General features: G+C 40.5%; 4 protein-coding genes and 1 tRNA gene. 2 read left to right on the forward strand and 3 right to left on the reverse strand.

All coding sequences use genetic code 11. From position 1 onward, the window contains the following. The first annotated feature begins 142 nt into the window (after positions 1 to 142). A complete protein-coding gene (locus tag PHV30_05755; GenBank protein MDD5456522.1) occupies positions 143 to 11,929 on the forward strand; it encodes a hypothetical protein in 11,787 nt (3,928 codons plus the stop codon). A 119-nt stretch (positions 11,930 to 12,048) separates the two neighbouring features. On the opposite strand, the gene PHV30_05760 is transcribed toward PHV30_05755, so the two are convergent. Further along, positions 12,049 to 12,411 (reverse strand): response regulator, encoded by a 363-nt coding sequence (locus tag PHV30_05760; GenBank protein ID MDD5456523.1) that lies wholly within the window; start codon positions 12,409 to 12,411, stop codon positions 12,049 to 12,051. 472 nt (positions 12,412 to 12,883) lie between these two features. On the opposite strand from PHV30_05760, the gene PHV30_05765 reads away from it, so the two are divergent. Next, the gene (locus PHV30_05765; GenBank protein MDD5456524.1) at positions 12,884 to 13,672 is read left to right on the forward strand and encodes an endonuclease/exonuclease/phosphatase family protein; all 789 of its coding nucleotides are present in this window, start codon (positions 12,884 to 12,886) and stop codon (positions 13,670 to 13,672) included. A 139-nt stretch (positions 13,673 to 13,811) separates the two neighbouring features. Here the strand turns inward: PHV30_05765 and PHV30_05770 are convergent, their stop codons facing one another. Both PHV30_05770 and PHV30_05775 read right to left on the reverse strand, forming a co-directional pair. Then, on the reverse strand, positions 13,812 to 14,051 hold the full coding sequence (locus PHV30_05770) for a GIY-YIG nuclease family protein (GenBank protein ID MDD5456525.1): 240 nt from the start codon (positions 14,049 to 14,051) through the stop codon (positions 13,812 to 13,814). Between the two features lie 352 nt (positions 14,052 to 14,403). Then, a tRNA-Phe gene (locus PHV30_05775) sits at positions 14,404 to 14,479 on the reverse strand. Positions 14,480 to 14,619: the final 140 nt, after the last annotated feature.

Here is a 14,619-nt window from a genome sequence, read left to right on the forward strand (position 1 = left end):
GGATATAGTAATTACTGATAATGTTCTGAATGTAACGAGGGTTTTCCCTGATAACGTTATCAGGACAATCACATTTGATACCCTGGCCCCGGTTAAACCGACATTAAATATCTGGTCAGCGGGATTTAACAAGCCTGAAAATTTGCCAGGTTTTTCCAATACTTTAACTTTAAATGTAACAATAAAAAAAGACGCTGATTATTTTAAATATTTCATGAAAGAGGATACAGCAACTCCGGATGAATTTGATCAGAACTGGATTAACGAGCCAGCATACTATGTACTCAGCGGAAATGATCAGGGGACAAGGAATATTTATTTGTGGGTCAAGGACAGGGCCGGAAATATTTCTTCTTACGTTTCCACGAATATAGACTTTGATACGCAGGCACCCACAGGCAGTTTATTGATAACCGGATACAACAGCGGCTACAACTGGGTTACAGATACTCTTAACAATTATCTGTCTGTTACCGCCGATGCTGCTAACTATTTTCTGATTACGGAAAACAGTTCATACCGGCCGAACCCTGCGGCTGCTGAATGGACAAACGTAAAGCCTACAATAAACCGATTGACAGGGACTGCTGAGGGACGTAGAGAATTGTTCCTCTGGATAATGGATATGGCCGGCAATATTAATCAGGATATTATCAGTAAATCAATTTATTTTGATCCGTCTCTGCCATACATTACATTTAGCATGGCCAAATACGGCTGGGTGTCTACCGGCAATATCAGTTTAACATTGAATATCGGTGAAAATCTGATCAGCACTCCTGATCTTTTTTATACAGTCGGAGGCAGCACCTATAACCTGAATATGCTGCCTACTTCGGCAAGCAGAAGTATCTATACTTCCATCCTGCCGGTAACCGACATTTTTACTAACGGCAGACTGACCTTTAATATCAGGATTACCGATAATGCGGGCAGTGTAACCACAGCTGTCAATCAGGGGATAACAACATTAGATATAGACACGATACCTCCGGTTGTTTCAGTTTTCAACATGTATGACAAAGAAAGTCCGCTGATTACCTATTTAACTAACGACCGTCCGTTTAATTTAACCCTGAATACCTCCGAATTGACCATTGTCGGCTATTACCTGACAACCAATTCAGGTATTGAACCTGCATATATTATCAGCTGGTCGGCTGTTAGGCCTGTCACTATGGACCATGATGGCACACAGGGACTGCATGAAATTTACGCCTGGACCAAAGATTTGGCCGGAAATTTTTCTGTCCAGAAATATGCAAGTATTAACTATGATTCGTTACTGCCGACAGCGACCATAATTATGGATACCCCTACGCCAAACAATCTGTACTATACAGTCCAGCAGGTACACCTGACTATCAACTTCAACGAAATAATCAATACGACCAACCTGATCTTAAAAGCTGTGAAAATTAATAATCCCGCAGAATTTAATACCCTGACAAATGTTTTATTTGACAGCACCAAACAAATGCATGCGACATTTACCGTTGATGGTTTGTTCGGAGACGGACGTTATTATTTCAGAATGGATATTGAAGATTTTATCGGGAACACAGGAGTTCTGGGCAATAGTTCGGCCAATGATCCCAGGATGCTTGGTAATGTAACTTTTGATGTAGCTACATCCATTGAATCCATAACCATGAAGATTACAGATGTTGATAATGTTTTTAATGCCAATCGCTATGCCTATACAAATTCTCGTTTCGTTAATCTGGAAATAGACAGGGCTCTGCTGGCTACATATTACCTGGTTACCTCTAATTTGAGTAATTTCCCTGCTTTAGATGAAATAAATAATGCGATTCCTTTAGCGCCAGTAGATAATTTTAATGTGAGTAATTATTATATCCCTGATGTTCTTTCTCCAGAAGGAGCAGAATCCCCGGTTACTCTTAATATCTGGGTAAGGGGTGCCGGTAGCGTGAGGAATCTGGGTACGCGCAATGCTACTATTCTGGTTGACCGCAGCATACCCGTTGCTCAGTTATTTATAAATGAAGGGTTAATAAATCTTCACGCGCAGGATCATATTCTGACAGTAAATATTTCCGAAGCCATCAAAGAGGTCCCGCAGCTTACCATTCAATATGCGAACCAGGCCCAGAGGAACATTATTCTGTCCGGCGCGGGTGTCGCAGACAGTAATGGTTTTTACAATAATTTTACAGGAGTTTTGTCTGTCGACAGTAATACTCCTATCGGAACAGCTACATTTAATATTCAGGTTTATGACAAAGCAGGTAATCAGACACAACTTATAAATAACAGAAGTACCTACAATATTTCAGTTGTGCCGAATCCCTCATTTAATATTACTGATTTGAACGCAGGGCTGTACTATGATCTTTATTCAAATTCGCTTGACTGCTCTCTGAATATTATTTCAGCTCAATATGCCGATTCTTACATTATTACTGAAAACCAGGCTTATTTTAGCAGGCCGTTAAGTTCAGACGACGCCTGGAAGGTAAGCAGCAGTTATACCGGTGTTTATCGGTTAAGTTCCGGCGACGGAATGAAAACAGTGGTTTTTTGGGTAAAAGATACAGCCGGCAATGTGAATACAACAGTTATTACCAGGGGAATTATTCTGGATACCACAGCACCTACCGCCCAGATAACTTTGGATAATAGTATTTTCGGGATTGGCACCCATAATCTTACAGTCCTGTTCAGCGAGGTTCTTATTTCCAACCCGCAAATGACCTTCGCGGTTACAGTCAATCAGGGTACTCCGACCCGGATCGTCCGCAGCGTAACCTTAACAAAGGTCGGGACCTCTAATGTTTTATGGACAGGAGAATTTTATGTCGGCCCCTGGGATGAAAACGCCAGAGTTACATTTGACATTCTGGCTCAGGATAAGGCCGAAAATATTTTAACAGGAATTTTTGGGAACCCGACATTTAGTATAGATACGGTTATGCCTAACCCAACACTGTTTGAAATGTATGATACGGATACGCTGAGCGCAAATTATGCAAATGATTTTGTTGTGGGAGTGCGTATAGCAGGTGATGATAAAGCTATAAAATGGATGGTGAGCGACACTCAAGAAACACAGCCTACATGGAATAGTTCGGGATGGGTATCGGATAAACCTAACCGCTTTACTTTCAAGAATGTGGTCAATGAATATAAAAAACTTTACTTGTGGGTACAGGATCCTTACAGGAATGTGAACGTCGGAGTAGTGAGCGCTAATATTTTTTACGATGATACTCAGCCGAAAACAACATTAGTATTTAACTATAGAAACTATATCAAACAAGGTGTATATCCGCTTACCCTGAATGTCGGCAGTGAAGTGCTGCCGCTTGTTTTTACTCCCAATTTTTATGTACAATTTTTCGGGCAGTCAGCAATTACTCTTGATATTGTACCTGCTGATTCCAGTCATTTTGTCTGGTCGGCAACACTGAATGTGTCGGCGTCGATACCGGAAGGGGTCGCTACATTCAGCGTGCTGGTTATAGACAATGCCAGAAATATTCAGCAATATATTAATGAAGGCCCGGTTAATTTTATAGTAGACAGGACACCTCCGCTTAGTGCAATCTTTGATGTTTATGATCCGGAAACTTTATCGGCACAGTACGCCAAGTCACGCGTTATTAATGTAAGCATTAACGTGGATAGTGATATTTATAAATGGTATTTAAGCGATACCTTGAATGTGACTCCCGACTATGAAGATGCCCAGTGGCTGGCCCAGAAACCAGCTCAGTATACTCTAAGCAGTGAACAAAACGGTACCAGAAACGTACGTCTATGGGTACAGGACATGGCAGGGAATATAGCTGTTTCACCTACAAGGAGCATTTATTTTGATAACATCAAACCCACAGCTGAGATACTGATGTCTCCCTATCCATATGTGAAGGCGGGTACAGTTAATATTTCGGTCAATTTAAGCGAGGCTATTCAAACAATCACGCTCAGCTATACGCTATTTGGTTATGGCCAGCCCAATAACTTAGTGACAGTTAGCAAGGTCAGCGATAATTATTTCGTGGGAACATTTGTGCTGCCTGTAACCGCCTCCAACGGTGAAGCGCTTATTCAATCTCAATATACAGACCTGGCAGGGAACATGAATAACAACCTGAGCGGACAGTTCCGTTTTATAGTGGATACAGTTCAGCCGGTAGTGAATTACACAACTTTTCCGGATTTATATCTCAATGATACCACCCTTAATATAACTCTCAATATCAGCGAGGTTATAAGCAGGCAACCGGAAGTTACTTTTATAGGGGATTTAACTGCGACCCTGAATTTAACAAAGCTGAATGCCCTGCAATACACAGGAGAACTTTTTATTGGCGAAACTCTGGGACTTAACAGGGGTGCAACTTTGAATATTTCTGTGCGTGACGATGCTGACAATGTTACAGTGGCGGTCAAATCGTTGATAATAGATAAAACTCCACCGGTTATTAACGTGGTTTCCATAGATAGCTATCCTAATCTGGCTATAGGTCAATATCAGATAACCCTTAATGTGTCGGAATTTACCATTGAAACACCGTTGGTTTATTTTGAGACCTATGACCACACTACACATTCTGTAGATTTTGTGCGTGGCACTCAGAATTACTGGACAGGTCTTATCAACATTCTGGATACATTCCCGGAAGGAATTTGCAGCCTGCATATTTCTGCCAGAGACTATGCCGGAAATCTCAGCCAGGGCTTTTCAGGATTAGTTACTTTTAACGTTTTGATCACACTGGCAGACCCGACATTGAATATTACAGACAGGCAGAGTGGTGATCCTATTTACAGCAATGAATATGTTGTCTCGATAAATATCGGCAACGATAATACGGCAGTAAAATGGCTCGTCAGTGAAACACAGAGTTCCAAACCGGCATGGAACGCGACCGGCTGGCAAGAAGTTAAGCCTTTGTCCTATACTTTGCAGCCCGGTGAAAACGGCAGTAGAAAAGTTTATGTCTGGATCCAGGACGCGGCCAGAAATATTAATAAAAATGTAGTGTCCGCAGACATTATCCTGGATACGCTTGCTCCTCAGGCAACTATACAATTGTCCAAAACAAATTATATAAGCGTAGGGGAGGTAAGGTTAACACTCTCTGTAGGCGAGAATACTGTGATTACTCCCACGCTGCAGATGATTTATACCGGCAATCTGACAATGAATATGATGTTAACAAATCAGGGTAATAATATATATACAAGTTCGTTCAACATTGTTACCAACGATCCGCAGGGACTGGTAACTTTCAGGGTGAGGATCACAGATGATGCCTTAAATGTTCAGGAGCAGGTAAACGGAGACAACAGTTTTATTCTGGATACCCAGATAAATACTCCGTCCTTTGTAATTTTTGATCAGGAAACACTGCGCAACGATTACACAAATGATCTGCGTCCGGGGATAACCGTTTCACAAGATCAGGATAATGCTTTCTGGCTGTTGAATGAAAAACAGGACTACAAACCGTCTCCAAATAATGAAAAGTGGGCCAGCCTCAGTCCGCAGGAATATACTTTTAAAGACGTTCTTAATGGTTCGAAAATTCTATATTTGTGGACCAAGGATAGAGCAGGCAATATTAGCAATGTTGCGGTCAGTCAGTCTATTATTTATGATACTGTTGCGCCGACAGCCACTCTCTATGAATTTTATAACAGTGCTATATCCAGAAACGCGTATTTTGTTACTCTGGATGTCAGCGAGATAACCGATGTTAGGCCAACATTAAGCGTTCTTATAGACGGGATCATAACCGGCAATGTTGTCTGGACAACGGGCATAACCAATAGTTCTGTATGGACAGGAATACTGGATGTGTCACAGCTGACTAATGTCATTGATTCCAAAATTACATTCAATCTGCTATTACAGGATAAAGCAGGAAACCTCACTACACAGATCGAAAAACGGATTAATTTGTCCTGGGCCGAAGAATACGGTTCAATTTACGGGAACATGGTAAAAGTGGAAATTGAAAAGGAATATCTGAAAGCCGGCGATTATGATGTAACTGTTAATTTTAATATAAATCAGCCTTTTATCAGAACTCCGCTTATCCGCCTTCACCATACAGATATAGGCAGTTACACAACTTTGAATATCAGGAGTATTGTTACGCAGAATGTTGTGGGGGTCAGCTACATTGTTTCCCTGAATGTTCCTAATGATGGCAGTAAGGATGGAACTGCCTATATGCAGGTTACGGTGATCAAAGATAACGGTCAGCTTGTGGCTATTACCAGCGATATATTAAGCGCTGCCTACATCGGCGGCAGACCAAGAGTTGCGTTGGATACTCAGATCACTACGCCACAGTTGCAAATATATGACTTTGAGAGCGGCAGGACTGATTTTACCAATGACAATTTACCGCGAGTTTCCATTACTGCTGATGCTGATGTCCGAAAATGGATTTTGAGCGAAATAGTAAGTAGCAATCCGGCGATAGATAATGTTTACTGGAAGTCGGAAAAACCTGTGGAGTATGGTTTTATAGGCCATGGGGACGGACTTCGCACAATTTATCTTTGGGTACAGGACGCTGCGGGCAACATTAACGGCGGAGTTGTCAGTGTAAGCATTTATCTGGACCAAACAAAACCGAACCTTGACCTGACAGGATTCTGGGACGGTCTTACAAATCAGGATATATATTTCGTTACTTTGAATATTGATGAAGCCGTGGATATAACTCCGGACTTGAGAGTAACCATGAATGAAGGCCTGATTAGCGGCAAGCTAGACTTGAGAGCAGCAAGCGCGAATAAGGCACTGTGGGTGGCCACGATTAATGTAGCGGCCTTGAATGGGGCAATACCTGTAGTAACCTTCAGCGTTACAGTTACGGATAACGCCGGAAACATGCAGAACAGATTTAATTCCATCAGTGGTACAGGAATCGGTGTAATGGTTTCAACAGACATTGGAACACTTTATAGTAATTTTGTCAGGATCGATCTGGATAAAGAATATCTGATGGCAGGAGAGTATGAAGTAACCGTCAACTTTGATGTCCAATCGGTCTTCAGGCAAACTCCGGATATATTAATACATTATAGTAATACCGGTACTTCAAATAGCCAGTCAAAACTGAATATTAAAAAAATAGCTACAGCAGACAAGGGTATTAATTATTATGTAACAATGAATGTACCCGCCGACAGTAGCAAAGACGGAACAGGATTTTTTTGGATTAGAGTTACAAAAGACAACTGGACAATTATCAGTATAACCAGCGATGTGTATAGTATGACCTATATAGCCGGATCTTCCAGAGTTTTTCTGGATACACAGATCTCTACACCGGAATTGAAAATATATGATTATGAGACCGGTCGTACTGATTATACAAACGATAATATTCCCAGGGTTGCTATCACTGCTGATGCGGACACGCGCAAATGGCTTTTAAGTGAAATCGTTACTAATAATCCCACGCCGACAAATGATTACTGGAGAGCGGACAAACCGTTTGAATATGCTTTCAGAAACAGTGATGACGGCCTCAAAAAAGTTTATCTGTTTGTGCAGGACCAGGCTGGAAATATTAATAAAGCAGCAGTCAGCTTTAATATTATTTTGGACAGGACCAAGCCTACTCTTAAACTGACCGGGTTTTGGGATGGCCTCAGAAGCCCGAATATTTATCAACTGACCCTGAATGTAGACGAAGAGCTGGATATTACTCCGGATTTGCGTCTGTTTATGAATGACGGGCTGGTTACAGGTAATGTAGATATTCAGGCTGTCAGTCCGAGCCGAGCCTTGTGGGTCGGGACTATTAATATAAGCGCTTTAAACGGAACAGTCCCCAGAGTTACATTTAGCGTATGCGCTACGGATAATGCCGGAAATGTGCAAAACAGGCTCAGTGAGCAAAGCGGAACTGGAATAGGACTAATCAGTAGCGAGGATATCGGTACATTGTACAGTAATTTCGTCAGGATAGACGTGGCCCGCGAATATCTGCGTGCCGGCGATTATGTTGTTACTGTTAATTTTGATGTTGCTGCCGCATTCAGACAGACCCCGGATATCCTTATTCATTACACGGCGGCAACAATTTCCGTTAATCCTGTGAAAATCAATGTTTTCAGTATGGAGAAAGCAGATAAAGGTATCAACTATTTAGCGACAATGAATATACCTTCCGATAATAATTGTGATGGAGCGGCTTATTTCTGGGTTGCTGTGACCAGGGATAACTGGTCTGTGTTAACTATAACCAGTGATGTTTACAGTACAACCTATATAGCCGGACGTCCTCGAGTAATTATTGATACTCTGATCAATAATCCTGCCAACTTTGTCCTGTATGACAAGGATAACCCGATTATTACTGACGAGACTAATGATTTCAGGGTAGGACTTCGTTATGATATTACTTCTGACCATGTGGCCTGGATAACGGGAGAAGACAGCAGCCTGAAGGATAAACCGTTGCTTAATGATAACCGTTGGGTTTACCAGTTGCCTACGGAATACATTTTCAAGAACATTGTGGTGGAGACCAAGACAGTTTATATGTGGGCACGGGATAATGCCGGCAATATAACTGATCGGCCGGTTAGCGCGTCGATTATGTATAATCCGCAGGTCCAGGGTTTGGAATCTTACGCTTCGGTTATTTTAGATAACAGTTTTGTCAAAGCCGGTACTTTAATGATTACGGTTAATATTCAGGATTTTAATGTAGCTACACCGCAGGTATGGTTGAAGGTAAGTGACAATTATATTACTTTGAATTTTTATGCGCTGGTTACCGCTGACAATATAGGCTCTGATTATCTGACCACTCTGAATATACCGGTTGCAGCTTACGATGGCCAGGCGCGGTTTGAAATGATGCTCACCAAGAGCAATCAGCAGGCCCTGAATTATGTCAGCGCAAATTATGTAAATATTGCCGGTTACAAGGACATAATCATAGATACCCAGATAAGTTTACCTACAGGGTTCAGGGTTTATGACAAAGACACAAGGTCGGAATTTAAAACCAATGATTTTATTGTGAACGTAGATATTGACGATAATGCTGATTATTACGCCTGGATAATGGGAGAGGAGTATTCCACAAAACCGTCATTAAATGATCCTAAATGGACATTAATAAAGCCCAGCGAATATATGCTGCGTAATCTGCAATCCGGTACCAGAATAATTTATTTGTGGGTCAGGGACAAAGCAGGAAACTTTTCCAGCCAGAACGTATACGCTTCTATTGAATTCAGGCCTGATGAGCTGGGAATTGTTCAATACGCTGTCATTAATAACAATCAGGGTACTTCGATAATGCCGGGTGAGTTGAGTGTAACTTTGAATATTAAAGACAAGAGAACAATAACAGACAATATTCCCAGCCTGAACCTTATCCTGCAAAACGGTACACCGCTGTCCTTACAGCCGGTATTAATGTCTACGGACAATATTAACGGCACTTATTATCTGGCTACTGTCAATATCCCCAGAGACGAGTCATACAGCGGTAAAGCATTTTTTCAGGTAACAGTTACACGTAATGATAACTCTTCTTTCCAGGCACTCACCATGCATGATGCCGAGACTTTGCTGGGTGGAGACGCGATCGTAAATATTTATGTTCCGATCATCAAACTGGTCACAGTCAATCAGCCGGTCAGCCAATTGTTAGTGGGGGACGTAGATATTCCAGTCATGTACGTCACTTTGAATAATAATACCAGCTTTGCTTATCTGGACAGAGTAAGGATTACTCTCAGCGGCAATGTTTTTGATGAAGATATAGACAGTATTTATATCGGCAAAATCTCGGATCAGGACAATGAATCCATCATAGCTCTTACCAATAAAGGATCGCTGAAAAATAAGAAAACAACGCTAAAATTTAACAACAGCGAAGTTCCTGCACAAGCCGGATCTAAATATTTGCTGGTAATGAATATTAATCAGAACGCCGTTGTAGGTAATCAGTTCAGTATATACATAGGTAATGACGATATTTTATTAAGCCCTGGCGCCCAGATCAACACAATCAATTTCCCTGTGCAAAGCACAGTTGTTACTATCGCCAAACAAAGAAATAAAGTTCTTCTAAAAACTTTTAGTGTTCCGTCCAAAGATATTACAATAGGTGATAGCGGAGTGGTGCTGGCGGATTTCAGTTTGCGTGTGGTCAAAGGGAAATCATATTTGTCTATGATCGGTCTTAAAAAATCGGAAAATTTCCCGGACCAGGCCCTGACCAATCTGAAATTATACAAGAAAAATATCGAAGGCTCTCTGTATAGCCTGGATTATGATGAACTGCTGCTCTCCAATCTCGGTCATAATCAATCAACTTTGAGCCTGAATTTTACGTCGTATTATTTATTAAATGAGTCGGAACAGAATTTTTATATTGTCGGAGACTTAGCCTTTACTACAGCGAATGTCAGTACTTTTAGTATTACTTTGGAAAGCACGAAATCCATAGGGCTTGATATCAACAGCGAAATGTTGGAAAATAATATAGCCGAATTTGTTAATACATGGAATATTTGGCCGTATAAACCTTATTTGACAGTTTCTCTGAACAATCTGATTGATGATGCACTTTTTGAACACACGCAGGATAATCCTATGTTCAATATCCTGCTAAATACTGACCATGGCCCGACAACGATTAGCGCTTTGATCCTGTCAGTTAACTATACAGGTATCAATATAGATCAACTGAAATTAAAGGTTACTATCGGTAATCCTGTATACATTCTCTGCGTTAAAACCGTACAACAGGGAGAAAATGTTTTGAACTTTGCTACTCCTCTAGTCATAACAGAATCAATCTCAGCTTTGACAGTTTATACAGATGTAGGCAGCGACTATAATTCAACAATAAGAATGGGATTCAATCAACAGATAGCCATAGCCTCCACCAACAAACAGACCAAAAGTGTTTATGAAACTGACCAGCTTGCTATACGCAGCGCAAGTTATCCGCATAAAGTCAGGGCTTATAAAATGAATTATGTAAACAATACGGTTTCTTTTAATGTAATAGTCACATCCAACAAAAATGACGGTGATCTGGATGTCCTCTGTCAGATATACGAAAAAGCAGGCGGTAGAATACTGCAAAACTGGACGGCCATGCTTCCGACATCGTTTGAAAATTACACTTCCGTTATTGCAGATCAGTCAGCTGTGGTTAAATATTTGTCCCTGCTCACTATTCCTTTTGAACACAGTAAGGAATATATGGTCAGTATCAAGGGATTGAATGCCGGCGGATTGAACAGTGAAATTTTCAGCTGGTCGGTAATTGCCGATTTGACAAAACCTAAATTTGAGAATGCCAAACTGGATGTTACACAAATAAAGACAGGAAGCGAAATAAAACACGCTGTTTATTGGGGGAATATAATTGAAGATGTGTCTGGTATTCAGCTTGTTGAAGTTTACAGCAGGTTAGGGGAAGACCCACGCTGGGTGCTTCAGGCAACAATTACAGGCAATGCAGTGCGCGCGGATATAAAGAACCTGAAAGAATATACTTCATATTATTATAAAGTCAGAGCGCTAAATACTGCGGGTTTATATTCCGATTATCTGGTAGCGGATGAACCAATATCAACCAGTATGCCGGATAAAAAACTATCAAATCTGTCCAATTATCCGAATCCGTTTAACAGTAATAAAGAGAAAACCGTGATTTATTATTTCTTAAATGACCATAGAAATATAATAATAAAAATATACAATATTTTCGGGAAAATAATGTATGAAGGTCATTATTTCAAAGGTCAGAATGGCGGTCGTGCAGGAGCAAACGAAATCGAATGGGATGGTGTGGACCAGTCCGGCAACCGGTTGCCCAAAGGCAGTTATCCGATGGTAATCTACGAAGCCGAAGCCAAAGAAATCCTGGGCAAGAGAATTATAGGTTTAATACATTAACAGGCATGATGTAAAAATTTTTATCCCGTCATTCCGACCGAAGTGGAGGAATCTGAATTACTTATCATTTTTGGAAGGAAAGATCCCTCGACTGCGCTCGGGATGACGTTTAAAATAAATTATTTGCTTAAGACTTCATTGACGCTCTGGGCAATCACGTTATCGTCAAAGGGTTTGACCAGATACATTTTCGCACCGCACTGTAGAGCTTCTATAATAGTTTTCTGCTGAGCCTCATTGGTTAGCATTATAATTCTGGCTTGCGGATCGGCCTTAATAATTTCTTTAAGCGAACTGATCCCATCCATAACCGGCATGGAGATGTCCATAAAAACAACATCGGGTTTTTCTTTAACATATTGTTCTATGGCTACCTTACCATTCTCGGCAAACACAGGTTCGTAGCCTATTTTTTTGACGGAATTTCCCAGTCTTACACGAACAAATGTGGCGTCATCTACAATTAATATTTTTTTGGACATAACTTATTTTACCCCGATTACCTTATCATACTATAAAAATTTTATGAATTGAATATTTATTATGTTCTTTTAGGAAAAGAACGGCAAATCCATTAACTTTTTCTTTAATCGTAAAGAAAAAGTAACAAAAAGAAATCTCTTGCGCTAATCTGCGGTGTCGTTCATCCATAATGCTTACTTCGCTGACGCTTCGAACTCAGCCTCTGGCTGATCTCGCTGCCTCGCCATCCAGGCTCGGCCACGCTACGTTCGCAAATGTCCGAATCTCCACCTCCGATAAGCGCTTGAAATACGAAATGCGAATTCTACGGCTCTTTCGCAAGGCGCCATTTAATACAAATGCACAAATTCAATGCTCAAATTTTACAAAGGACAACGATCTAGCAAATAGTTATACCAAAATGCAATTTTAAATTTTTAAATACGATATATTTCATGTAAATATCTCGCAAGAAGCTGCAAAGAGGATTATATGCAAAAAAAGATTATTTCCTGTCCATATTTTAGTCTGGCTTCATTCAACATAAACAGTGCCATAAAAGTTGATCGTAAAAGTAAAAATGCCGGACATGAGGGGCTTGATTCCGCTAAATACATTCCAGAGTACACACAGAGCCTTGCCAATAACTTAAAATTTTATAATTTTGATATTCTTTGTCTGCAGGAAGTTGTAAGTGGCCCCTATAATCAAGCAAAAGCATTGGCCGAGTATTTAGATTACCCTTACTTTAGCCAATTTGCGATGAGTGATAACCATAATGTTAAAGGGGCATTGATGGGGAATCTGACTTTATCTAGGTATCCAATTTTGGAAGAAAAAGGAGTGCTCGGTTACAAGCCGGCAGTTATTAGTATGCCGGAAGGTTGGACTGTTCAAGATAAAGGGTTGCTTTCTACAAAAATTATTTTACCCACCGGAATAATAAATATTAACAATGTGCACCTGCTCAGTACTTATCATTTTGAATTCTCTTCTAAAGAATGGAAAAAAATGTGGTCTTCCTTAAACCAGAAATTACAAAAAAATACTCAACAGTCTGTCTGCATAGGTGATTTTAATCATTCACCAGAAATTATTGAAAAAAATATACCTCAATTCAGAAAGGTTTTTAATTATATAAAAACCGCTGAAACACATTATTCTCATCGTACTTTGGACCATTTATATGTAAGTTCCGACATCGCTGTAACTGATGTAAAAATTATCGATAATGAATACTCCGATCATTTTATCTTGGCCGGTGAATTAAAAATTAACTGAACCGAATTGTAAGATGGTCCGCCGACACAAAACGTCGTGACGGTTTAATTCATGAGTTAAAGTATAGTAAATCCGATAGATAGTCAACTTGGAAACATAGAGCTACAGTTGGTTGTGTAAAATTGGTATAAACAGCGATTTAGAGTCGTTTTATACTAAATGCTCTCCCTGAAGAAGTTTTCAAGTATTTTTCAAAATCTATTGCTTGTTGTTTGTTTTCGAAAGCAATATAAGTTTTTATTTTCCATGGTGAAAATTTAGAGGTGTGTGGGACTTGGCCCTCATTATGAGCCAATAGTCGTTGTTCAAGATTTTCAGTATACCCAATATAGAATCTTGATGGATTAGATATCGAATTTATTATGTAGACGTAATGCATATTTGGCTTGCCGAGTCGTAGCTGAGAAAATTTCGTAAAATTATTTATATGCCCGCCTTCGTCATGCGACTTCCGTCTTCGCCCTATCGGGCTTCACCGAGACAAGTCGGCGCGGCAGTCTACGTATATAAATAAATTCATTATCCATCCGATAGATAGTCAACTTGGGAACATAGAGCTACAGTTGATTTTGTAAGCGTAATCTTGTAATAAGTTCTGCGGTTGAGTAAGGGTTTCCAAAGGGAAAGAAACCCTTTGGTTTTCCGCCTTAAGCGAAAAAGGGGGTTCAGCGAACGCAGTGAGCGCCGAAGGGGGCGAAGCCCCATTGGAAAAACCTAGTTATAAGTGTGGATGGTGCCCGGGGGCGGAATTGAACCACCGACACAAGGATTTTCAGTCCTCTGCTCTACCGACTGAGCTACCCGGGCTTAAACTCTTAGCAAAATGGTTTGCGGCTTTGTTGCCTTTGTCGTTCGCCTCCTCAATGTGCTATAAGCACACCTCCGTGGCTCACTCCTTGGCGCCTCGCCGCAATTTCATTTTGCGTCGAGTATGTTTATAAACCGTA

The sequence above is a fragment of the Candidatus Margulisiibacteriota bacterium genome (genome assembly GCA_028715625.1).
In the GTDB taxonomy this organism is placed as follows: Bacteria; Margulisbacteria; Riflemargulisbacteria; order GWF2-35-9; family GWF2-35-9; genus JAQURL01.

Excerpts from the sequence above, each read along its gene's own strand:
- PHV30_05770 (MDD5456525.1), bottom strand. The coding sequence starts at position 14,051 with ATGCATTACGTCTACATAATAAATTCGATATCTAATCCATCAAGATTC.
- PHV30_05760 (MDD5456523.1), bottom strand. The coding sequence starts at position 12,411 with ATGTCCAAAAAAATATTAATTGTAGATGACGCCACATTTGTTCGTGTA.
- PHV30_05765 (MDD5456524.1), top strand. The coding sequence starts at position 12,884 with ATGCAAAAAAAGATTATTTCCTGTCCATATTTTAGTCTGGCTTCATTC.